This is a genomic window from Chryseobacterium indologenes (genome assembly GCF_018362995.1).
Lineage (GTDB): Bacteria > Bacteroidota > Bacteroidia > Flavobacteriales > Weeksellaceae > Chryseobacterium > Chryseobacterium indologenes_G.
The window spans coordinates 3,419,236-3,440,439 of record NZ_CP074372.1; the positions used below are offsets into that span (position 1 = coordinate 3,419,236).

Annotated in this window: 22 protein-coding genes and 2 tRNA genes; 15 read left to right on the top strand and 9 right to left on the bottom strand. The window is 37.3% G+C overall.

Annotated elements, in window-relative coordinates; translation table 11 throughout:
• Positions 1-68 precede the first annotated feature (68 nt).
• Complete coding sequence (gene mnmA / locus DYR29_RS15460; RefSeq protein ID WP_213277567.1) at positions 69-1,256, bottom strand: tRNA 2-thiouridine(34) synthase MnmA; 1,188 nt, start codon at positions 1,254-1,256, stop codon at positions 69-71.
• 189 nt (positions 1,257-1,445) lie between these two features.
• Between mnmA and DYR29_RS15465 the strand changes: the two genes are divergently transcribed.
• The gene (locus DYR29_RS15465) at positions 1,446-1,973 is read left to right on the top strand and encodes a hypothetical protein (RefSeq protein ID WP_213277568.1); all 528 of its coding nucleotides are present in this window, start codon (positions 1,446-1,448) and stop codon (positions 1,971-1,973) included.
• Between the two features lie 104 nt (positions 1,974-2,077).
• Here the strand turns inward: DYR29_RS15465 and DYR29_RS15470 are convergent, their stop codons facing one another.
• Positions 2,078-4,615: an ATP-dependent Clp protease ATP-binding subunit gene (locus DYR29_RS15470; RefSeq protein ID WP_047422474.1), complete on the bottom strand. Its 2,538-nt coding sequence runs from the start codon at positions 4,613-4,615 to the stop codon at positions 2,078-2,080.
• Between the two features lie 151 nt (positions 4,616-4,766).
• On the opposite strand from DYR29_RS15470, the gene DYR29_RS15475 reads away from it, so the two are divergent.
• Genes DYR29_RS15475 through DYR29_RS15490 form a run of 4 tightly spaced genes read left to right on the top strand, consistent with a single transcriptional unit; the run spans position 4,767 to position 7,526 of the window.
• Positions 4,767-4,991: a uroporphyrinogen decarboxylase gene (locus DYR29_RS15475; protein WP_142717441.1), complete on the top strand. Its 225-nt coding sequence runs from the start codon at positions 4,767-4,769 to the stop codon at positions 4,989-4,991.
• Positions 4,991-6,085 carry a glycosyltransferase gene (locus tag DYR29_RS15480; RefSeq protein WP_213277569.1) on the top strand — a complete coding sequence of 365 codons (1,095 nt, stop codon included), beginning with the start codon at positions 4,991-4,993 and terminating at the stop codon, positions 6,083-6,085. Before DYR29_RS15475 ends, DYR29_RS15480 begins: the two co-directional genes overlap by 1 nt.
• 47 nt (positions 6,086-6,132) lie before the next feature.
• A complete protein-coding gene (locus DYR29_RS15485; RefSeq protein ID WP_213277570.1) occupies positions 6,133-6,552 on the top strand; it encodes a SufE family protein in 420 nt (139 codons plus the stop codon).
• Positions 6,553-6,602: 50 nt separating this feature from the next.
• Positions 6,603-7,526, top strand: a complete 924-nt coding sequence (locus DYR29_RS15490) for a glycosyltransferase family 9 protein (protein ID WP_213280638.1) — start codon at positions 6,603-6,605, stop codon at positions 7,524-7,526.
• Here the strand turns inward: DYR29_RS15490 and DYR29_RS15495 are convergent.
• The 4 genes from DYR29_RS15495 to DYR29_RS15510 all read right to left on the bottom strand — a co-directional run bounded on the left by DYR29_RS15495 (position 7,516) and on the right by DYR29_RS15510 (position 10,224).
• A complete protein-coding gene (locus tag DYR29_RS15495; protein WP_213277571.1) occupies positions 7,516-8,637 on the bottom strand; it encodes a hypothetical protein in 1,122 nt (373 codons plus the stop codon). The two genes, DYR29_RS15490 and DYR29_RS15495, sit on opposite strands and share 11 nt — an antisense overlap.
• Before the next feature lie 117 nt (positions 8,638-8,754).
• Positions 8,755-8,829, bottom strand: a tRNA-Val gene (locus tag DYR29_RS15500).
• Between the two features lie 33 nt (positions 8,830-8,862).
• Positions 8,863-8,937 (bottom strand) — tRNA-Val (locus DYR29_RS15505).
• A gap of 42 nt (positions 8,938-8,979) precedes the next feature.
• Positions 8,980-10,224: a bifunctional folylpolyglutamate synthase/dihydrofolate synthase gene (locus tag DYR29_RS15510; protein ID WP_213277572.1), complete on the bottom strand. Its 1,245-nt coding sequence runs from the start codon at positions 10,222-10,224 to the stop codon at positions 8,980-8,982.
• Positions 10,225-10,408: 184 nt separating this feature from the next.
• Between DYR29_RS15510 and DYR29_RS15515 the strand changes: the two genes are divergently transcribed.
• From DYR29_RS15515 to DYR29_RS15535, 5 genes are read left to right on the top strand one after another with little or no spacing between them, the layout of a single operon-like run.
• Positions 10,409-11,731, top strand: a complete 1,323-nt coding sequence (locus tag DYR29_RS15515) for a TolC family protein (RefSeq protein ID WP_213277573.1) — start codon at positions 10,409-10,411, stop codon at positions 11,729-11,731.
• A gap of 1 nt (position 11,732) precedes the next feature.
• Positions 11,733-12,326, top strand: a complete 594-nt coding sequence (locus DYR29_RS15520) for a SprT-like domain-containing protein (RefSeq protein WP_213277574.1) — start codon at positions 11,733-11,735, stop codon at positions 12,324-12,326.
• Positions 12,327-12,328: 2 nt separating this feature from the next.
• On the top strand, positions 12,329-13,411 hold the full coding sequence (locus DYR29_RS15525; RefSeq protein ID WP_228408576.1) for a mannose-1-phosphate guanylyltransferase: 1,083 nt from the start codon (positions 12,329-12,331) through the stop codon (positions 13,409-13,411).
• A 32-nt stretch (positions 13,412-13,443) separates the two neighbouring features.
• Entirely contained in the window at positions 13,444-14,106 is a 663-nt protein-coding gene (locus DYR29_RS15530) for a hypothetical protein (RefSeq protein WP_213277575.1), read from the top strand.
• Positions 14,075-14,608 carry a GNAT family N-acetyltransferase gene (locus DYR29_RS15535; RefSeq protein ID WP_213277576.1) on the top strand — a complete coding sequence of 178 codons (534 nt, stop codon included), beginning with the start codon at positions 14,075-14,077 and terminating at the stop codon, positions 14,606-14,608. The genes DYR29_RS15530 and DYR29_RS15535 overlap by 32 nt, the downstream gene beginning before the upstream one ends.
• A gap of 88 nt (positions 14,609-14,696) precedes the next feature.
• On the opposite strand, the gene bcp is transcribed toward DYR29_RS15535, so the two are convergent.
• On the bottom strand, positions 14,697-15,146 hold the full coding sequence (gene bcp, locus DYR29_RS15540) for a thioredoxin-dependent thiol peroxidase (protein ID WP_213277577.1): 450 nt from the start codon (positions 15,144-15,146) through the stop codon (positions 14,697-14,699).
• A gap of 33 nt (positions 15,147-15,179) precedes the next feature.
• On the opposite strand from bcp, the gene DYR29_RS15545 reads away from it, so the two are divergent.
• The gene (locus DYR29_RS15545) at positions 15,180-15,800 is read left to right on the top strand and encodes an endonuclease III domain-containing protein (RefSeq protein ID WP_213277578.1); all 621 of its coding nucleotides are present in this window, start codon (positions 15,180-15,182) and stop codon (positions 15,798-15,800) included.
• Positions 15,801-16,033: 233 nt separating this feature from the next.
• Here DYR29_RS15545 and DYR29_RS15550 read toward each other — a convergent pair whose 3' ends face one another.
• Positions 16,034-16,480 carry a DinB family protein gene (locus DYR29_RS15550; RefSeq protein ID WP_213277579.1) on the bottom strand — a complete coding sequence of 149 codons (447 nt, stop codon included), beginning with the start codon at positions 16,478-16,480 and terminating at the stop codon, positions 16,034-16,036.
• Between the two features lie 72 nt (positions 16,481-16,552).
• Positions 16,553-18,349 carry a DUF885 domain-containing protein gene (locus DYR29_RS15555; RefSeq protein ID WP_213277580.1) on the bottom strand — a complete coding sequence of 599 codons (1,797 nt, stop codon included), beginning with the start codon at positions 18,347-18,349 and terminating at the stop codon, positions 16,553-16,555.
• Between the two features lie 169 nt (positions 18,350-18,518).
• Between DYR29_RS15555 and DYR29_RS15560 the strand changes: the two genes are divergently transcribed.
• The 4 genes from DYR29_RS15560 (at position 18,519) to DYR29_RS15575 (ending at position 21,189) form a co-directional block, all read left to right on the top strand.
• The gene (locus tag DYR29_RS15560; RefSeq protein ID WP_047422080.1) at positions 18,519-18,980 is read left to right on the top strand and encodes a hypothetical protein; all 462 of its coding nucleotides are present in this window, start codon (positions 18,519-18,521) and stop codon (positions 18,978-18,980) included.
• 173 nt (positions 18,981-19,153) lie between these two features.
• A complete protein-coding gene (locus DYR29_RS15565; protein ID WP_047422081.1) occupies positions 19,154-19,858 on the top strand; it encodes a MotA/TolQ/ExbB proton channel family protein in 705 nt (234 codons plus the stop codon).
• Between the two features lie 12 nt (positions 19,859-19,870).
• Complete coding sequence (locus DYR29_RS15570) at positions 19,871-20,269, top strand: ExbD/TolR family protein (RefSeq protein ID WP_213277581.1); 399 nt, start codon at positions 19,871-19,873, stop codon at positions 20,267-20,269.
• A gap of 35 nt (positions 20,270-20,304) precedes the next feature.
• Positions 20,305-21,189, top strand: a complete 885-nt coding sequence (locus tag DYR29_RS15575; protein WP_213277582.1) for a ferric siderophore ABC transporter substrate-binding protein — start codon at positions 20,305-20,307, stop codon at positions 21,187-21,189.
• Positions 21,190-21,204 lie beyond the last annotated feature (15 nt).

Sequence of the window (21,204 nt, forward strand, 5' to 3'; positions counted from 1 at the left end):
AAAAAATATTTTATTTTAAAATTTCCAGTCTCTAATTCCACAACCCCGAAACACGAACCTCGTATCCCTTACGCAATCACACCGCTTCCGATAAGTTCATCATCCATATACCAGGCAGCAAACTGTCCTTCCGCAATAGCAGACTGAAGTTCATCAAACTCAATATATAATGCATTTTCAAACTGATACAAAGTGGCTTTCTGCAAAGACTGTCTGTATCGGAATCTGGCCATTACTTCCATAGATTCACCATTCTGAAGTTTCATATCTTCACGTACCCAGTGCAGTTCAGAATTATCTATTTTCAGTGCTTTTTTGTGAAGGCCAGGGAAGTGGCTTCCTTCTCCCACGAAAATGATATTGTTTTCCATCTCTCTGGAGATGATAAAGCAGCTTTCTTTGTGTCCGCCTATTCCAAGGCCACGGCTTTGTCCGATGGTGAAAAACTGGGCTCCCTGATGTTTCCCGATTACTTTTCCGTCAGATTTTTTATAATTGATTTTTCTGGATAAAAACTCGAGTTCTTCTTCTTTTGAGGTGAATTCAGGTTTTTCTTCCGAAAATAAAGGTGAATCTTTGAAAATTTCTACAATTTCTCCTTCATTAGGTTTTAATTGCTGCTGTAAGAACTGTGGCAGGCTCACTTTCCCGATAAAACACAATCCCTGAGAATCTTTTTTATCAGCAGTTACCAATCCGATCTCCTTTGCGATTTCTCTTACCTGAGGTTTTGTAAGTTCACCAATAGGGAATAAAGCTTTTGAAAGTTGATCCTGACTCAGCTGACAAAGGAAATAAGACTGATCTTTATTGTTGTCTTTTCCGGCAAGAAGATGGAAAATTTCTTTCCCGTTTTCGTCAAAAGTAGAGTTTACTCTTGCATAATGTCCGGTTGCCACCTTATCTGCACCCAAAGACATCGCCGTCTTCATAAATACGTCGAATTTTACTTCTCTGTTACACAATACATCCGGGTTGGGAGTTCTTCCTTTTTCGTATTCGGCAAACATATAATCAACAATACGTTCCTTATAAAGTTCACTCATATCGATCACCTGGAAAGGAATTCCAAGCTTTTGCGCCACCATAAGGGCATCATTACTGTCCTCAATCCAGGGACATTCATCTTCTAATGTTACGGAAGCATCGTTCCAGTTTCTCATGAATAAAGCCACTACTTCATGGCCCTGCTGCTGCAGCAAATACGCTGTAACACTAGAATCTACACCTCCGGAGAGGCCTACTACTACTTTCATTGTATTTCAATTTTACGAAACTCTTAACGGGAGTTCTTAGTTTGATGCGGCAAAAGTACAATTAATAATGTCGTAAAAAAACCATAATTTTAAACATTGATAAAAACGATGTTAATCGTAATTGCCATTATAGCGTACTATTAACAAAGATAGAAGCATATAATATCATCACAACAAATATATCTACATATGAAAAAAATTATTATTTCAATGATGCTGATCACCTCAGGGTCAGCGTTTTCCCAGGTTTCAGTAGGAACTCCGGTGCAGGAAAACAGCAAATGGACCTTTGGAGGAGGAATCGGATTAGGATTCGGGAGTAACAGTGCTTTTAATCTGTCTGCTTCCCCAAGAGTGGGTTACAGACTGACAGATGATCTTGAAGCAGGAGTTGTAGGAAGTGTATCGTGGCAGACTTCCGACTATTATAAATCTACCATGTTTGGAGTAGGACCTTTTGTCAATTATTATTTTGCCCGATCATTTTATGTGGGAGCAAACTATCAGCATTATTTTGTTGATTACAAGGATAAATACTATGATTATAAATACAATACAGAAGAAAATGCTTTGTATCTTGGAGGAGGGTATATGCAAAGAATCGGGAATAATTCTTTTATGCAGCTGGGTTTAATGTATAATGTACTCTGGAAAGAGGATTCCAGTGTATTTTCAAGTGGCCTGATTCCGAATATCGGATTTGTGGTGGGACTTTAATGCCTGATTTATCAATAGGCACGGGCTTTAGCCAAAAACTTATAAAACAAAAAGCACCGGAATTTTTCCGGTGCTTTTCTATTGAAATTAAATTATTTATTCAATTAAGATTGAGAAGATTTCTCAGCAGCTGATTTTTTCGCCTTCTGCGTTTTTCCAATCAATCCGTCTTTAGCCTCATTCAGGTCAAGAACTACGGTTTCTCCTTCATTCAATTGCTTGTTTACCAGCATTTCTGCCAATAAGTCTTCAATGTATTTCTGGATGGCACGTTTCAATGGTCTTGCACCGAAATCTTTATCCCATCCTTTTTCAGAAATGAAGTTTTTAGCATCTTCAGTTAAGTCAACTTTATATCCTAATTTTTCAAGTCTGCCATACAATTTGTTCAATTCAATATCAATAATTTTCTTGATATCATCCTGGACAAGAGAGTTGAAGATCACAATGTCATCAATTCTGTTTAAGAATTCAGGAGCAAATGCTTTCTTAAGGGCACTTTCAATAGTACTTCTTGCTCTTGTATCTGAGCTTGTCTTTTTAGCTGAAGTTCCGAATCCTACACCATCTCCAAAGTCTTTTAGATCTCTGGTTCCGATATTGGAGGTAAGAATGATGATCGTATTTCTGAAGTCGATTTTTCTACCTAAGCTGTCTGTAACGTGTCCTTCATCAAGGATCTGTAACAGAATATTAAATACATCCGGGTGAGCTTTTTCAATCTCATCCAAAAGAACCACAGCATAAGGTTTTCTTCTTACCGCTTCAGTCAGCTGACCACCTTCTTCATATCCTACGTATCCCGGAGGCGCACCTACTAATCTTGATACGGCGAATTTCTCCATGTATTCACTCATGTCAATTCTGATCAGAGATTCATCGGATTCAAACAGTTCTCTCGCCATTACTTTAGCCAGCTCGGTTTTACCAACCCCGGTTGTTCCAAGGAAAATAAATGTACCGATAGGACGGTTTGGATCTTTAAGACCTGCTCTGTTTCTTTGAATTGCTTTCACAACCTTTTTCACAGCATCTTCCTGACCGATTACTTTTCCGTTCAGTTTTTCATCCATCTGGGCAAGCTTATCAAGCTCGTTCTTGCCAACTTTCGTTACAGGAACTCCACTCATCATAGAAACCACTTCCGCTACATTTTCTTCCGTTACGGTTTCTTTTTTCTCTTTTACATCCTTATCCCATTTTTCCTGAGCAGCATTCAGTTCCATCTGAAGACGTTCCTCCTCATCTTTAAGCTTTCTTGCTTCAAGATAATCCTGTGCTTTTACAGCTTTCTGTTTCAGTTCTTTAATATCTTCGATTTTCTTTTCAAAATCAATGATTTCGGTAGGAACTTTCATGTTCTTGATGTAAACACGGGATCCGGCTTCGTCCATCGCATCAATAGCTTTGTCTGGTAAGAAACGGTCTGTAATATATCTCGATGTCAGATTCACACACGCTGTGATGGCTTCAGGAGTATAAATTACATTGTGGTGCTCTTCATACTTATCTTTGATCTGGTTCAGAATCTGAATGGTTTCATCAATAGAAGTAGGCTCCACCATTACTTTCTGGAATCTTCTTTCTAAAGCACCGTCTTTCTCAATATACTGACGGTATTCATCCAGAGTCGTTGCCCCGATGCATTGAATTTCTCCTCTTGCCAAAGCAGGTTTGAACATATTGGAAGCATCTAAACTTCCAGTAGAACTTCCAGCTCCTACAATCGTATGAAGCTCATCAATAAATAAGATGACATCTCTGTTTTTTTCCAGCTCCGTCATGATCGCCTTCATTCTTTCTTCAAACTGACCACGGTATTTAGTTCCGGCAACTAAACTTGCCAGATCCAAAGTGATCACACGTTTTCCGTAAAGAACTCTTGACACTTTTTTCTGTTGAATTCTTAATGCTAAACCTTCAGCAATGGCAGATTTACCAACTCCCGGCTCTCCGATAAGAAGAGGGTTGTTTTTCTTTCTACGCGATAAGATCTGAGAAACTCTCTCAATTTCTTTTTCACGGCCTATTACCGGGTCTAGTTTTCCATCCCTTGCCAAAGAAGTAAGGTCTCTACCAAAGTTATCCAAAGTAGGCGTTTTACTTTTTGCAGAACCTAGATTTCCTGTAGGCTTTCTCATTTGCTCAAATTCTTCTCTCTCATCATCATCGTCATAAGCACTCATCTGTGGAGACTGGCCTGAATTTTTAAGCATAGTCTGGTATTCTCTTGAAACTCCTTCATAGTCGATGTCATAAGCTCCCAGAATATTTGAAGTAGGGTCCTCATATTTATAAAGAATACCTAAAAGCAGGTGAACGGTATTAATTTCATTGCTTTTATATTGTCGGCATTCTAACTCCGCACGCTTAATGGCATGGTCTGCCATCTTGGTGAAAGAAATATTGGTAACCTCCTCAGAAATAGGATTTAGACTTGCTGTATTTAAAGTTTCAATTTTTCTTCTGATTTGTGTTAAATCCGCATTAAGGTTTTGAAGGATTTCTTTTGCAGAGTTTTCCGTTTTTATAATACCTAAAAGTAGATGTTCTGTATTAAGAAATTCACTTTTCAGCCGTTTAGCTTCGCTTTTGCTTTGTTTGAACACCTGGCTCAAACCTTGTGAAAACTTATAATCCATAATATATCTCATTAGAACAAAGGCAACATTACCTTTTATTCATTATCTAAATTACAAATATTTTACCAAAAATCAATTAATGACTTTATGGCAGAAAAAATTTTATTATCTTATTGAAAATGATTAAGTTTGTTATCCTTAAATTTTCCCCATGAATACTGAAATTACCACCTATGTCGGCTATTCTGCATCTCTTTTTATCGTATTGAGTTTCATACTGAAAGATGTAAGAAAAATAAGAGTAGTTAACATGATCGGCTGTATTTGTTTTGTCATTTATGGTATCTTCAATGGAATGCTTTGGCCGGTTATCATTCCAAACGGGCTCATTTGTTTCATTCAGATCTATTATTTAATATTAGACAAGAAAAATTAATGAAGAAAAAAATACTAGTGTCTGCCTTTAGCAGTTTGTATACCGATCAGCGAATAGAGAAGGTATGCAAAACCCTTTTTGACAACGGATATCCCATTGAACTGATCGGAAACGATTGGGAAGGAAATGAGAAAATGGAACGTCCTTATCCTTTTTCAAGAATTGGACTTTCGTCAAAAAGCCTAAAGACGGCTTATTTTGAGTTCAACTGGAAATTATACCATGAGCTTAAGAAAAAAGCTGACAAAGATACTATTCTTCATGCCAATGATATTGATGCACTTCTGCCAAATTATCTCATTGCCAAAAAACTGAACATTCCATTGGTCTTTGACAGTCATGAAATTTTCACGGAAATGCCATCGGTACAAAACAGGTTTTCACAAAAATTCTGGAGGGTGCTGGAGAGAAAGCTGGTTCCTCATGTGAAGTTTATGATGACAGAAAGTGAAAGCTACGCTGAATGGTTTCACGAAAAATATAATGTCAGTCCGGTAGTTGTCAGAAATATCCCGAGAAAAATTCTTTCTGCTCCTGAAATTCCTGAAAACCATCCTAAAATTATTCTGTATCAGGGAGCCATTAACCAGTCCAGAGGAATTGAAAAAATGATTGCAGCCATGCATCATATTAAAGATGCTGTTCTGAAGATCGCAGGTGACGGACCGAAGAAAAAAGCATACGAGGAACTTGTCATTCAGGAAAAACTGCAGGACAAAGTCTTTTTCCTTGGTAAACTGAAGCCTGAAAACCTCAGAGAAGTAACCAAAACAGCAGATATGGGTTTCAGTCTTGAAGAAAATAACGGGGTTAGTTATTATTATTCCTTACCCAATAAAGTTTGTGACTATATTCAATCCAGAGTTCCGCTTGTTATGATTAATTTCCCGGAGATGCAGCGGATAAGAAATCAATTCAATGTAGGAGAAATTATTACCGATCACAAACCTGAAACTATTGAAAAAGCGGTTAACCTCGTTCTTGAAAGAGGAAGACTGTATTATCAGAGCGAACTTAACAAAGCTGCAGATGTATTTTGCTGGGAGAATGAGGAAACAAAAATCCTTCAGCTTTTTGAAAAAGCATCCCGGTAATAAATTTTACAAAATTGGTTATCTTTGCAAAAGAAATTTGATTAAAAATGACCATTAAAGAAAAACAGCAGGAAATAATCGACGAATTCGCTTTTCTTGAAGATTGGGAGCAAAAGTACGAGTATATCATTGATCTCGGAAAAGAACTGAAAGGCTTACCGGAAGATAGAAAAACGGAAGAAAATCTGATTAAAGGCTGCCAGAGTAAAGTTTGGATTGATGCTGAATTTAAAGATGGGAAACTTTTCTTTAATGCAGATTCTGACGGTATTTTACCCAAAGGAATCGTTTCTCTTTTAGTAAGTATTTATAGCGGGCAGTCCACTCAGGAAATTCTGGATTCTGATTTTGATTTTATCGGGGAAATAGGATTGCAGGAATTTCTTTCGCCATCCAGAGCTAACGGATTGATGGCAATGACCAAACAGATCAAGTTTTATGCAGTTGCTTACCAACTGAAATCATAGCCGTGACAAAAATTTTAGCATATCGTTTTTCCGCATTCGGGGATGTTGCGATGACTGTGCCTGTTTTCAGAGAATTTCTTGAGCAGAACCCCGGTGTGGAGATTATTATGGTGTCCAGAAAGAATTTCGAAGCACTGTTTGCAGGAATTCCCAATGTTACTTTTAAAGGAATTGATCTTGATGACTATAAAGGTCTCTTTGGATTGAGAAAATTGAGTAATGAACTGATCCGGGAGTTTAATCCGGATTGTATTGCCAATCTTCATGACGTTATCCGGACCAAGGTTTTAGACAGAATATATAGAAGAAAAGGACTTAAAGTTTTCAAAATAGATAAGGGTAAAGAGGAGAAAGAACACCTCACAGATGTATGGAACCTTGAGAAAGTACAGCTGAAAAAAACAGTGGAGCGTTATGCTGATGTATTTCGTAAAATGGGATTCAAGGTTGAGCTTTCACATCAACTCAGACCGACTTCGGAACAAAAATCAGGGATTGGCTTTGCCCCTTTTGCCCAACATAAAGGAAAGATGCTTCCTCTGGAGAAATCCTATGAACTGGTCAGAATCCTTGCTCAGAAACATACGGTATATTTCTTTGGTGGAGGTAAAAAAGAAACTGAAACCCTTGAAAGATGGGAAAGTGAGATTCCTAATACAAAAAATCTTGCTGGAAAATTAAACCTTACCGAAGAACTGAATCATATTGCCGGGCTGGAACTGATGATTTCCATGGATTCTGCGAATATGCACCTTGCAAGTCTTGTAGGAACAAGATGTGTTTCTATTTGGGGAGCTACTCATCCCTATGCCGGATTTTTAGGATTCGGGCAGCGCGAAGAAGATGTTGTTCAGGTAAAAGACCTTACCTGCAGACCGTGTTCTGTTTTTGGAGATAAAGAGTGCTACAGGGGAGACTGGGCCTGTCTTGAGGAATTCAATATCCAGAAAGTGATAGACAGGGTTAATTTTTAAAAATAATCTTTACCATCTCTTCGGCTTTAGCATGATCCGAATGTGTTTTTTCTAAGATTTCCTTTCTCTTTTCAGAATCATCATAGTCTTTTTCTGCTGAGGTGATGATCTGTTGGCGAATTTCGTCCATATTGGCCCCATAAAGGCATAAATCCTTCAAAATAGGATCATCTGTAATATTTCCATTAATAATCACAAAACGACTGTTGTAAAGGGTGTTGAAAAGCTTCACCTTGGTTCCTGAATTCTGGTAAGAGATCAGAATGTTGGCATGGGCATTTTCCAGAAGATGGTGAAGGTTTTCTGTGGTAAGGATAGGAGTGAGGGTGATATTTTCAACCGCTGAAATCCTCTTTTTAATATCTTCACTGGCACGGTCGGAGGCAACAAGAAGTTTATACTGTGGAAGCGTTTTAAATAGATCAATAGTTTCAATCAGTGCTCTTTTGTTATCTGCCGTGGTAAGGTCTCCATGAAAAAGAAAATAATTTCCTTTTTTATCAAGTTGCTTTACCAATTGATTGCCATGGAAAATATGGATTAACTGTGCGTTTTTCGAATACGTTTCTACTTCATTATATTCCTTTTCAGACAGACAGAATACAGCTTCAAACTTGTTTAAAAGCTTTTTCTGATATCCATTATACTTTAAAGATTCAATTCTGTAAACAATCTTTTTAAAGATGTTTTTTTCTGATAATGAAAGACCTTTATAATATTCTGCTTCATTGTTGTGATGGCGGAGATATAGTTCACGCCTGTTGTTTTTCAGAAATCTGATGACGGATGTTGTCTGCAGCCCTTCAAATAATATAGGAGCATTGATCTTTTCCAGATTTTTAAGAAGCAGATCAGAGTCTCTTATTGCAGCAGCGAAAGGAATTCCTGAAAAATAGAGGAGCGGATTCTTTTTCTTTTTGTAAAAAAAGACATTTTCAGTAATTTCTTCAACTTCCGGATTAATCTTTACAGGAATTTTGTCTACAAAGCAATGAAGGTGGATTTTTATTCCCAGATCAGATAAAGCCTTGATCTTATGATACACATCAATGATCCCGCCATAAGAAGGAGGGTAGGGATAATTGAATGATATGATATGGAGTTCCTTCACGTCAGGCGAATTCAGTTGCAGGCAAAGGTAAATAAATATGAGAAGAAATGGAGAAAGTACTCTTAAATAGCTTAGAAATAAAATAAAAAAATCTCTCAGAAACCTGAGAGATTTTTGTGGGTCCTGAGGGATTCGAACCCCCGACCCTCTGGGTGTAAACCAGATGCTCTGAACCAACTGAGCTAAGAACCCGAATTTTTTTGAAAGGTTTCGTTTCCTTTTCTGTGGGTCCTGAGGGATTCGAACCCCCGACCCTCTGGGTGTAAACCAGATGCTCTGAACCAACTGAGCTAAGAACCCTCTAGACTTGTTCTCTTGTTTAGAGTGGTGCAAATATACGACTTATTCTTTAATCTCCAAATTTTTTTCTAAAAAATCTCCCACTACAAAGTTACTTCCGCCGATAAAAATCATTTCTTCATTTGTACATCGTTCTTTTGCAGCAAGATAGGCTTCCTGTACAGAATCAAAAATTTTATAAAAAATTTTCGCCTCCTGAAGCAGATTTTCATAATCTTCCGGATGTCTTCCCCTGTTGACGGATGGTTTTGCAAAATAGAACTCAGAATTTTCCGGAAGTAATTTCATCACATCATCTATTTTTTTGTCATTTACAAACCCCAAAATGACATGCTTGTGTCGGTCAATTGAGTTTAATTGTGAAAAAACATACTCTAAACCTGCCTGGTTGTGTCCCGTATCACAAATCGTAAGCGGATTTTTTGAAAATTCAAACCAACGACCAATGAATCCTGTATTCTGGTGAACATGAAGGAGTCCGTTTTCAAGATCTTCTTCAGAAATATGTACTTCCAGTTTTCTTAATTCTTCTACTGCCGCCAGTACAACTCTGATATTTTTCTTCTGGTAATTTCCTTTCAGGTCAGATTCAAGGTTTGTGGTAAGAAGAGTAGCATCTATAAATGGTGCATTTTCTTTAATCGCTTTCTCTCGGATGATACTTTTGACAGCTTCATTCTCGTCACCTGAAATAAAAGGGATATTATTTTTAATAATTCCCGCTTTCTCAGTGGCAATTTCTTCAATGGTATCTCCCAAAATATTCTGATGATCCAGCTGAACATTTGTAATAGAAGAGATCAAAGGTTTAATAATATTTGTTGAATCAAGTCTTCCTCCCAGTCCCACTTCAATAATGGCAAAATCTACCTGTTGCTGATAAAAATATTCAAAAGCCATGATTGTGGTAAATTCAAAAAAAGAAGGTCGGATATCCTCCGGAAGTGTTCTTAATTTTTGAATAAACTCGAAGACAAATTCTTTATTACAGTTTTTTCCGTTAACCTTAATACGTTCCGTAAAGTCTATCAGGTGCGGAGAATTGTATAATCCGGTTTTATAACCAGCCTCCTGAAGAACGGATGCCAGCATATTGCTTGAAGAGCCCTTTCCGTTGGTCCCGCCGATATGGATGCACTTTATTTTATCCTGGGGATTTCCAAAGAAAGCACAAAGCTTTGTAATATTTTCAAGCCCAGGTTTATAAGCCTTCTGTCCATCTATCTGATAGTTGGGCATCTGCACGAAAAGCCAGTCAATAGCTTCCTGATATTGTTCATTTGTCATGGTGCAAAATTCCCAAAAGTTTTCTTAAAAAAAAATATAATTTTTCAATCTGTAACTTTTTTATATTTAATTCGTCTAATATTGAAAAATCTTAATATGAAGTCGCTGTGATTTGCATTTACAATACTGATGAAGATGACACGACTCCATATGACCATTAAAAACAAATAAACATCTACATAATATGAAAAAAGTTTGGATCATCGTTTTTGGATTAGGTTATCTGGGGTTAAGCGCTCAGAAGAAATGGTCCTTAAAAGAATGCGTAAGCTATGCAGTGGAGCATAATCTTCAGGTTATCCAAAATCAGTATACTAAAGAAAATCAGGAATACAACCTTAAAGCGGCCAAAAAAGACTATTTGCCTTCCGTATCGGGGAGTGTTACTACTGGAGTGAGTTTCGGACAAGGATCTTTAGGAGCAGGAAGCTATAGAAACGACAGATTTAATAACAGTGTTGGTGTAGGTGCCGATGTTTTGGTTTATAATAATGGGAGATTGGAGAAGAATGTAAGAAAACTCCAGTTTGATGTAGAAGCCAGCCAGTATGATATTGAAGCTATCAAAAATGATATCTCGGTACAAATTGCACAACAATATTTAACCGCCTTACTGAACAAAGAAATTGTGAAGATTTCTCAAAGCGCTGTAGAAAATGCTAAAAAACAACGTGACAGAGCACAGATCACCACTCAGGTCGGGACTACTGCACAGACAGTTTTAGCGGAAGCAGACGCGGCTTGGGCAAGAGAGAAGCAGAATCTTAAAACAGCGGAGGTGAACGTAGGAAGGGCTCTGTTTGCAATCGCTCAGCTTCTGCAACTTTCAGATTATAAGGATTTTGATGTGGAAAATGTAGAGATTCCTGAAACATTAGAATCCCAGTTGATAACTGTTGATGATGTTCTTACAAAAGCCTATGATGTACAGCCTCAGATAAAAGCAGCTGAAAGCAGGATAAGGTCTGCCGAAGCACAAACTGAGGTAAGCAAAACAGCATTCTGGCCTACGTTAACAGCGAGTGCCGGTCTTAATACTTTCTATAATAAGCAGTTTAATGTTCCTCAGGGAGTTGTACAGGGAACTTTTTTTGAACAATATAAAGATCAGTTTGGACAAAATGTAGGGTTATCACTTAATATTCCTATCTTCAATAAAGGAAAAACAAAACTACAGGTTGAGCAGTCCAAATTAAATGAAAGTGTTAGCAAAATTACCCTTGAACAGCAGAAACAAACGGTAAGACAGAATATACAGAAAGCTCAGTTTGATGCAGATGCCAATTATGAAAACTATCTTGCTGCTGTGGAAGCTGAAAAAAGTTCTAAACTGGCTCTTGATTTTGCTGACAAAAGTTATGCGGCAGGAAGAACAACCATTTATGACGTCAATGTAGCGAGAAATAATTATGCAAATGCACAGGGATCAGTAGCGCAGGCAAAATATAATTATCTTTTTAGTCTTAAACTATTGAATTTCTATGCAGGAATTCCATTAAGTTTGTAAAATGCCAATTCAATCATTAGAAAAATATTTACCTAAAAACAATACTCTTAAATATTTAAGAACCTGGTTTTCAGATTATTATATACATATAAAGGTTACTAGAAACCGAAATTCGAAACTGGGAGATTACAGAAAGCTTCCGGACAATTCCCATGAAATAACGGTAAACTCTACACTTACCCCGCAACTTTTTTTCTTTGTACTGACCCATGAGCTCGCGCACCTGATTGCGTTTGAAAAATATGGACGAAGAATTTCTCCCCACGGTAACGAATGGAAAGAAACTTTCAGAAATATGCTCCTTGAAAGTCTTGAAATTTATGATGAAGAGTTAAAACCTATCATTATAAAATTTTCAAAATCACCCAAAGCGAACTTCATGGCCAGCCCTGATCTGGTAAGGTATTTTCATACTGAGAAACAAGATGATACTCTTCATTTTATCGAGGAACTGCAGAAGGGGGAATTTTTTATATACCGCAACGAAAAGTATTTATTAGAAGGTCTGGTTAAAAAAAACTATCTTTGTAAGAACCTGGCTACTGGAAGGAAGTATTCTTTCAAGCCATTAGCCAGGGTAGAAAAATGTAGTTAAGAATGTTAAAATCAGATAGATACTGCGTTATTATGGCGGGAGGAATCGGGAGCCGGTTCTGGCCGATGAGCACGCAGAAATTTCCAAAACAGTTTCAGGATATTTTAGGTACCGGGCGTACTATGATTCAGCAGACCTATGACAGAATCAGCAAGGTAATTCCTAAAGAGCAAATATTCGTGATTACGAATAAAGAGTATGTGGCTCTTTCCCATCAGCAGCTTCCGGAGATTCCTGAAGAAAATATTGTGGGGGAACCGCTTATGAAAAATACGGCTGCATGTAACCTATACATGGCCAACAAGATTGCTGAGATCAATCCGGATGCAACAATGATTGTGCTTCCGGCAGATCACCTGATCCTTAAAGAGGATGTTTTTTTGGAAAAAGTGGAGCTGGCATTTGAGGTAGCTTCAAAACATGATTATCTGGTAACGTTAGGGATTACTCCAACAAGGCCTGATACGGGCTACGGTTACATTCAATTTGTAGAAAAGAAGGGTTCTGACTATTTTAAAGTGAAAACATTCACAGAAAAGCCTATCCTTGAAATTGCCCAAAGCTTCTTGGAAAGCGGTGATTTCCTTTGGAATGCAGGTATTTTTATCTGGAATGTAAAAAGTATTCACCATGCTTTTGACCTTTATCTTCCGGAGATGATGCAGCATTTTATGGCTTGCGAATACAATTCTGAAAAGGAAAACAGCTGTATTGAAACCATTTATCCAAAAGTGCAGAAAATCTCTATTGATAACGGGATTTTAGAAAAAGCAAAGAATGTATATGTGATTCCGTCAGATTTAGGATGGAGCGATCTGGGAACATGGACCTCTGTTTACGAAAATACAGAAAAAGATAAAGACGGAAATGCGGTAAAACTAAAGCATTTACTTTCCTATAACTCAAAAGGAAACATTATCCGTCTGAGAAATAATAACAAGGCGGTTATCATTGACGGCCTTGAAAACTACATTGTTGTAGATACCGATAAAGCGCTTCTTATCTGCCCGCGGGATAACGACCAGCTTATAAAAGATTATGTTCTTGACTTAAAAAACTTTAAGAAAGGAGATAAGTTTATGTAATATTTGGTATATTTTCTGCTGATTTTTAAATTATGATTAAAGCTGCAACCCGATTTACAATTCTTACATTCTTACTCTTGGGAGTCTTAGTATTTTCTCAGGAGAAGAAAAAATTTTCAAGCATTCCGAATATTCTACAGCAGATCAATCCGGGCAATAGGGTAGACTCATGGATACTGGTATACAACAGCTATGGAAAAGGTGAAGAAATAAAAATTTCGGGTAAGGTGGATTATACCCCTCAATTTTCCGGATTTAATCTTTTTCCCAGTGAAGACAGCTTTTATTATATTGCTTATTCAGAAGGTGGAAAAGTTAATTATATTACCGATATTGAAGGACTTAAGAAGTTCATAGACCGGATTGATAATGCGCAGGAAGCTGCTGTAATGCTGGCTGCCGAAGGATATATGGTGGATGAGGAATTCAAAGACCTTGCAGGTAACTATCATGAAGACAAATCGAATTATTATCTTGACCTTGGAAAACTAACCTCAAAGGAATGTCCTTATCAGAAAACGCATTATACGGTGACTGTAAATAAGTCAACAGGTGCTGTAAGTAATGTGAAGGACAATGGAACCTATATTGAGCTTTACAATAAAAAGTGTGCTAATAACCCGAGACTTTTAAAAATCGAAAAAAAAGAAGAACCAAAGAAAGATGAGCCCAGAAAAACACCCAAGCGCAAATAAAACCTACGAGACTGAGCGATTAATACTTCGTCCCATGTCCCGTGAAGACAAAGACTTTGTTTTTGAGCTTTATAACAGACCAAAATTTATTCAACATATCGGCAATCGTAATGTCAATAGCATTGAAGATGCTGAAAACTATATCTTAAACAGATTTGCTCCACAGATTGAAAGGCTGGGATTCGGAAACTATCTTTTAGTGACGAAGGAAGGAAATGAAAAAGTAGGTGCCGTAGGAATCTTTGAAAGAGAAGGCTTGGATATCGTGGATATAGGATATTCTCTGCTGGAAGAGTTTGAAGGTAAAGGATATGCTTTTGAAGCGGCTCAGAAGGTTAAATCTATTGGAATGGATGAATTCGGGTTAACAAAAATATCAGCGATTATTTCAAAAGATAATGTTTCTTCCCAAAAACTAATCGAAAAGTTGGGATTAAGGTTTAAAAAACATGTCACTCTTCCCGGAGAAACTGAAGAATTAAACTATTACGAAACAGAATAATAAATCAAAAAAATATTTTCACAAATAATACAACTATGTATCTGTGTTATTTGTGAAAATATTCGTGATATCTGTGTTTAAAAAGAAATTATCCCTCCAGAATCTGCTCAGCAGCCGTCTTTGAAGTTACTTTTTCAATTACTCTTGTACAAATGCCATTTTCATCAAAGATAAAAGTGGTTCTTACAATTCCCATATAGGTTTTTCCAAATGTTTTTTTCTCCTGCCATACCCCGAATTTCTCAATGATGTTATGATTTTCATCCGCAATAAGATCATAAGGAAATGCAAACTTGCTGTGGAAATTCTTCTGCTTTTTTACAGAATCACCACTTATTCCCAATAATTGAAATCCTGCTTTTTTTAGCTTAGTATAATTATCACTCAGGTTGCAGGCTTCCACCGTGCAGGTTGGTGTATTTGCTTGCGGATAGAAGAAAACCACTAGCTTTTTTCCAATTAATTTTGATGAGGTTACTGTTTCTCCGTCCTGATTGAGTTCTTCAAATTCAGGTAATTTATCTCCAACTTTCAGCATAATGATTTAATTTTGTTCAAATTTAAGGGTTACATGACAAAAAAACAAAGAGCTGAGCTCGTTCAGAGAGAACTGGATAAATTATATCCCACCACTCCTATTCCGTTAGATCACACTGATCCCTATACATTGATGGTTGCCGTAGCACTTTCTGCACAAACTACAGATAAAAAAGTAAACCAGGTTACGCCCGAACTTTTTGCGGTAGCAGGAACGCCTCAAAGAATGGCTAAGCTGGAAGAATTTGAAATCAAAGAACTCATCAAAGAAATAGGATTATCCAACACGAAAGCCAAAAACCTGAAGAGAATGGCCGAACTTCTGTTAGAAAGACATAATGGTATTGTTCCCCAGACTTATGAAGAATTGGAAGCTCTTCCGGGCGTAGGACACAAAACGGCTTCAGTAGTAATGAGTCAGGGTTTCGGATTTCCTGCTTTTCCTGTGGATACCCATATTCACCGTCTGATGACGCAGTGGAAGCTTACGTCAGGAAAAAATGTAGTAGAAACAGAGCGTGATGCAAAAAGTTTATTCCCTGAAGAAGTATGGAATAAGCTTCATCTTCAGATCATTTTCTATGGAAGAGAATATTCTCCGGCAAGAGGGAAAGGAGAGAAAGATTTTATTACGAAAATGATGTTTGAGAAATAATTCAATGATTATAGTGCTACGTTCGCAAAGATTTTATAAAAATTGCGTTGAAATGGTTCGCAAAGGCACTTCGTTCAGTTAAGACAAAAGTTCCTCGCTAAGTGAAACGCCCTTGCGAACTAAAAATAAAACGCAACAATTACTTTATTATCACTGCGTTTATTTTAATTTTTTTATGCAACCATGTCAAGGTTCAAAACCTTAACATGATTTATGTGAGAGAGGAAATGTATTTAATAATCCAACAACCTTCTGTGGTAATTGACCTGACCTAAATGATAGTCCAGGTGAGCAATCAGGTGAATCATAAAGTAATCTGTGGTCATTTTATTTTCAAAAACAACCAGTGGATATTCTTTTTTCAGGTCGTCTTCTGATAATTGAGAAAGAGTAGAATCAATCATTGTTGTAGTTGCCTCTATTTTTTCAATAAGTTCGGCTCTTAGAACATCTTTTAAAGAAAATTCCAGGTCACGTTGTCTTACATATCCTGTGTTTCCAAGATGCGTTCCTATAAAATGGTTGAGGTTTCCAACCAAATGAAGAACCAGGTTACCCGCAGAATTGGCTATGTTTTTATCAATTTTCCATAGATTTTCTTCATTTTGATAGGCTTCTATCTCTGTTTTTAATTTGTTCAAATCTCTGGTGTAAAGAGATCTAAGGCTTTCTGTGATCATATCAATTTTGTTTATTTAGAAGAGTAAATAAAAAGGGTACTTTTTTCAATGTACCCTTTTATTAATGTAAGTTTATTTCTGTTTTTGAGCCCAAAGCTCCATTTTCCTGTTCAGAACGTCCAAAGGAAGACATCCCTGACTTAATACTTCATCATGGAAGCTTGCCAGATTGAATTTGTTTCCAAGTTCTTTCTGATACTTTTCTCTCAGTTCACGGATTCTTAAAGAACCTATTTTGTAGCCTAAAGCCTGTCCCGGCATCGCCATGTATCTTTCTACTTCTGCAGTGGCAGATCCTTCATCGTAAGAAATATTGCTTAAGAAATATTTAATGGCTTCTTCTCTTGACATTTTTCCGGTATGAAGTCCTGTATCCACTACAAGTCGTACAGCTCTCAACATCTGATCACTCAGATATCCCATTTTCTGGTAAGGATCAGTATATAAACCAAATTCAGGACCTAGAGTTTCACAATAATGGGCCCATCCTTCACCATACGCTCCAAACCATCCGAATCTCATGAATTTTGGAAGCTTAGTATTCTCCTGTTGTAAAGAAACCTGATAATGATGCCCTGGAATTGCTTCATGAAGGAAAAGAGACTCCATTCCTGAAGTAACATTGAATTTCGTAGGGTCAGGAAGGGGAACATAAAATATACCTGCTCTTTTTCCGTCAGGAGTTCCCGGAATATATTCTGCACTGGCGCTTGCCTCTCTGAATTTTTCCGTCTGTCTGATTTCAAACTTTGTTTTTGGAGTTACGTTAAACATTGTTTTCAGTTTCGGAGTAATCTTCGTCAGAATACCGTTGAAGGCATTTAAAACCTCCTTAGAAGTCTTATAAGGCATTGCCTTTGGATCTGTTTTCACAAAAGTGATAAATTCTTCCAGACTTCCGGTAAAACCTACCTGTTTCTTTACTTTTTCCATTTCTGCACGAAGCATAGCTACCTGCTGCTGACCAATCTTATTGATCTCATCAGGAGATTTCTTAGTTGTTGTCCAGGTTTTTACATAATAGCTGTAAATTTCATTTCCATTGGGAAGACTGTTGTATCCGTCTGTATCTCTGGCTTTAGGAAGATAATCTTTTTCTAAAAATACGCCCATTTTAGTATAAGCCGGAATAATTTTTTTGGTGATAGCTTCTTTATAAAGTGCTGAAAATTTATCTTTCTGATCCTGAGTGAAGCTTTTCGGGAAGTTTTTAATCGGTCCATAGAAAATATTCTTTTCCATATCAGAGGTTGTGATTTCCTCGGCTTTCATCTGAGGAATCATTTTGATAACCAGTTTTTTAGGAAGTACTACCTTATTGTTGATTCCCTCACGGAAGTTGTCTGCTGCGGCATCCATCCATTCCGGGAATTTTTCCATCCTTTTCAGCCAGTCGCTGTAATCCTTTTCAGTTTTGAAAGGCTGGCTGCCCTGTCCGCTTCCATACAGCGGAAAAGTAAGCGGAAGACCCCCGAATTGTGTGAAAGGAATATATTCCGGATGATAGGCATAGGCCTCAATTTTATCTTTTAAAGTATAATCCAGCACATCATACACCACCTTATCTTCATCAGAAAGAGCCTTGTAGTCTACATGCTCCAGTTGTTTCTGTACAGAATTATAAAAAGCTACTTCTCCTGAAATAAAATCCTTATCAATATTGATAGGAAGCTGGTCGTTGTATCTCGTATCTCCTTGAGATGTAGCGTCTAAAGGGTATAACTTAAGATATTGCTCATAATAGTTGGAAGCAATAGAATCCAGGTTGCTCGGAGTCACTTTCGTAAGAGGAGAATCCGATTTTTTGCATGAAGCAATACCGATCATCAATCCTAGTGCAAGAATACCTTTTGATAAAATGTTTTTCATTTTCAGAATCTTTATGAAAACAAAAGTAAGTATTATTGGGATATTCAGACTTATGGTAGGAGTTGATTTTAAAAAATTATTTTCAAAATCCTTTCAACTTTGAATCAATTTTTTATCTTTGTCTAAAACGTTTAACAATCATATTATTACAGCTCTTTTTTAAGAAATAATGAAAGGGATTTTAAAAATTTACCATCCGGAAGAAACGCTAAAATACAATATCAGAAATACTTATTGTAAGGCGGTTTACAGTAACCAACAACATTTTTTAGAGGTTGAAGTTATTACGGATGACAGTTTGGATCACGTAGACGATGATTCACTACAGTACAACTTTCCGCAGCTTTCACTTGAAGTTTTTGATTTTCCTATAGAATCAGCGGAAATAGAAGGAAAAACTATCACAATCAATGACTCTGATGAAGAAACCTACACAGAAGTAGACCTTTTCGACGACGAAGATGCCTATATCTATGACAATGAGCTCCTTTTCGAAAAAAATGAGGAAGGAGTGCTTCAGGTCATCTGGAAGGGGACCATTGATGATTTCTATACCGGATCTGATACACCGATTCCTTTTAGATTAAAATGCGAATTCAAGCAGGATGATATTGAGGTAGACGAGGATTAACGATCGTCTTCATCCTTTTTTATACCGGATTTCTTTTCAAATTATTTTTGGAGAGAAATTTGCTATTGATAGAATTGTAACAAATTTTAAGTTGTTTTTAAGCAATTTTTAAGAGTTCAATTCATAATATTCTACTACATTTGTCGTTGAAAATTTAATAAAATTCACATTTAATGCTGTTAACGGAACTTTCTCAGATTTTATTTGCACAAATCGCTACACCTGCAGTTGCTGCAGACAACTTAGAGTTCTCATTCTGGAAAATCATGTTCCATGGAGGAGCTTTCGCTAAAATAGTGATGGTCACGGTATTGCTGTTGGGAATATTTTCTCTGTATCTGTTTTTTGAAAGATTTTTCTTTATCAAAAGACTGACTTCAAAAACGGATTCCAACTTTATGAACAATATTGAAGACTTTATCAAAGCTGGAAAAATAGAGGCTGCAACAGATTATTGCAAAACACAGAATTCTCCGGAAGGAAGAATTTTAGAAAAAGGAATCTCAAGATTGGGGCGTCCTGTTTCTGATATCGTAAGTGCTATGGAGGCGCAGGCTCAGGTAGAGGTTGCCAATATGGAGAAAAATCTGAACCTTTTGGCTGTAGTACCGAGTATTGCACCGATGTTAGGGCTTTTGGGTACAGTAATCGGGATGATTATCGCTTTCTTTAATTTATCCCATGCCACAGGATCTTTCTCCCCGAAAACACTTTCAGAAGGTATTTATACCGCATTAGGACAGACCGCTGTAGGTTTGGCAGTAGCCATTCCTGCTAACTTCTGTTACAATATCTTATTGACAAGGATTGATAAGTTTGTACTGAAGGCTCAGAATATGTCAGGAGAATTTTTAGATCTTATCAACAAACCTTTATAAATCTTTCTTAAGATGAAAATTCAGAGAAGAAATAAAGCAAACCCGGAATTCAGTTTAGCAGCGATGACAGACGTTATCCTGTTGATGCTGATTTTCTTTATGATCACATCTTCTGCCGCCAATCAAAGTGCTATTGATGTGAATCTGCCGAAAGCCGGAGCTGTTGACGATAATATTCCTAATCCTGTAACAGTAAGTATTAAGCCGGACGGCTCATTCTTTGTAGATGACAATCCTGTTAATAAAGGGGAACTGGAGAAAAGTATTGTAGATAAACTGGCAGGTCAGACCAATCAATCGTTCACAATCAGAGCTGACGAAAACACATTGCATAAAGATGTTGTTTTTGTAATGGAAATTGCTGAAAAACATAAGTTTAACATTGCAATTGCAACCGTTAAAGATAAATAACAAATCCGGATTTCCGGAAAGAATTACGTGTTAAGATGAGAAGCTATACAGCAAACAGAAACGAAGAAAACAAAGATAGAATAAAGAGCGCCCTGCTTTCTGTTCTTATCTGGGCTGCTATTTTGCTTTTTGTTTTTTTGTATAAACTAAAACCTGAATTGGATAAAGATCCTGAAGTGGTTACTACCATGTTGATGAACTTCGGCGACAATAGAAACGGGAAAGGGATTGATGAACCTGCTGAACAGCCGGGAGGTCTTGCAGCAGCTACAGAAGAAGTAACACCTGAACCTGCAGAAACACCTGTTCCGGAAACAAAAACTATTGTAAAACCAGAACCGGCACCCGAACCGAAGAAAGTAGAAGCAAAGGAGAAAGTCATCACAGGAAATAATTCAAAAGCAACAGTTCCTAAAAAAGAGGAATCAAAAAAAGCTGAAAAAAAGGAAGCAACAAGCACCAGCGCTTCTAAGAATACTAAAAAATCCGGAACTGCCACTGCCAATTCAAAAACAGGAAATGGAGATGGAAAAGGAAATGCGGCTATTGGAAACCTGATCAAAGGAAGAGGAACAAAAGCCGGAAGCCAGGGAACGGGTGAGGGTATAGGAAACGCCGGAGATCCTTTAGGAGGTGACGGAAACGGAGACAGTAAAGTAGGAATAGACAGAAAGCTGGTAGGATATATTCCCGGGACAATGGGCAGAGGAGGAGCACAGCCTTCTCACAGCTGTACAGCAAGCGGATCAATTACTATTGCCTACACTGTAGATAAAGCAGGAAATGTAGTGTCTGCAAGAAGGGCGGGAGGTGTTTCAGATCCTTGTGTATCATCTACATCTGTAGCCTGGGTTAAGAAATATGTAAAAGCAGAGAAAGCCAATACTTCTTCCACCGGAACTTATAAAATTACATTCTAAAAATACAAAAGCACT